Source organism: Streptomyces klenkii (assembly GCF_003626645.1).
Lineage (GTDB): Bacteria > Actinomycetota > Actinomycetes > Streptomycetales > Streptomycetaceae > Streptomyces > Streptomyces klenkii.
In genome coordinates this window covers 1-1,329 of the sequence record NZ_RBAM01000090.1, presented here as the reverse complement: position 1 = coordinate 1,329, position 1,329 = coordinate 1, and the positions used below count along the sequence as shown (strand labels likewise).

Sequence of the window (1,329 nt, the reverse complement as noted above, 5' to 3'; positions counted from 1 at the left end):
GGGGGGGGGGGGGGGGGGGGGGGGGGGAGAGGGCGGGGGGGGGGGGGGGGGGGGCGGTGGGGGCAGGGAGACCGAACAGCGGCGAGGGGCGCAGCCGGGCCCGGCTGGCGTGGTCTCCCGGCGGGGGCTTCGGGTCGTTTCCCGGGCCGCTGCGCGGGCTGCGGGAGCAGCGCGGGCAGGAGGAGAGAAGGCGCGGAGGGTGCGCTCCCTCCCCCCGGGGCGGGGCCGGCGATGCCTCGGCGGGGGTCCCCGGGGCGCGGCCGGGTGGGCAGAATCGGTTTCCGTGACCGATTCCCGCGCCATCGCCGCCTACTGGGACCACGCCGCCGAGGACTTCGACCGGGAGGCCGACCACGGCCTGCACGCCCCGGCCACCCGCGCCGCCTGGGCGCGGCGGCTGGCCGGCTGGATGCCGCCGGCCCCGGCGGATGTCCTGGACGCCGGCTGCGGCACCGGATCCCTCACCCAGCTGCTGGCAGAGGCCGGGCACCGGGTCACCGGCGTCGACCTCGCGCCCCGGATGACCGGTCAGGCCCGCCGCAAACTCGCCGCCGCCGGCCTGAGCGCCCGCCTCCTGACCGGCGACGCCGCCGACCCGCCCACCGGCCAGGACCGGTTCGACGCCCTCCTGTGCCGGCACCTGCTGTGGACCCTGCCCGACCCGCATGCCGCGCTGCGCACCTGGGCCGGGCTGCTGCGCCCGGGCGGACGGCTCATCCTCGTCGAGGGGCGATGGCACCCCGCCGGACAGGACCCGCCTCCCTACACCACCGGCGCCGCGGCCCTGCCCTGGGCCGGGGGCGTGACCGCCACCCGCCTGGCCGCCGCGGTCCGCCCGCTGACCGCCGGACTGCGCATCGAGGACCTCACCGGCGAGCCCAGCCTCTGGGGCGGCCCCGTCAACGACCAGCGCTACGCTCTCATCGCCCGAACCCCCCACACCCGGAATACCCGGAACACCTGATGAAGGGGGCGGGAACGTCCGCTCCCCGGAGCACCTCTCCTCTCCCAAGTGCTTCCCGGGGCGCGGAAGCGGAACCCCCGCCCCGGGAAGCGCCCCCGGGCGCCGCGCCCGGCAAAGAGCACAGCAGGCAGGTGGGAGGCCGGCCGGAGGCGGGGCGGGGTCACAAGGGGCCCTGACGCGGGCCGGGCTGGAGCTGGGCGAGTGCTGCCCGGCCTTCAAACGGGCTGCCCCCTCTCCCTCGGCCTCGGCCCCAGCCGGGGACGGGGGCCGGGACCGGAGGGGCGAGCTGGGCCACACCCCCGGGGCAGTCGTGAGGTGGTCGAGAGCCTGGACACGCGGCCTTCGAGAAACCCTGCCGGCGGCGA

The 1,329-nt window shown here is 78.7% G+C and carries 1 protein-coding gene; it reads left to right on the top strand.

What is annotated here, in order from left to right:
- Nucleotides 1-283 precede the first annotated feature (283 nt).
- Complete coding sequence (locus D7231_RS34835; protein WP_120760363.1) at nt 284-964, top strand: class I SAM-dependent methyltransferase; 681 nt, start codon at nt 284-286, stop codon at nt 962-964.
- The last annotated feature ends 365 nt before the right edge of the window (nt 965-1,329 follow it).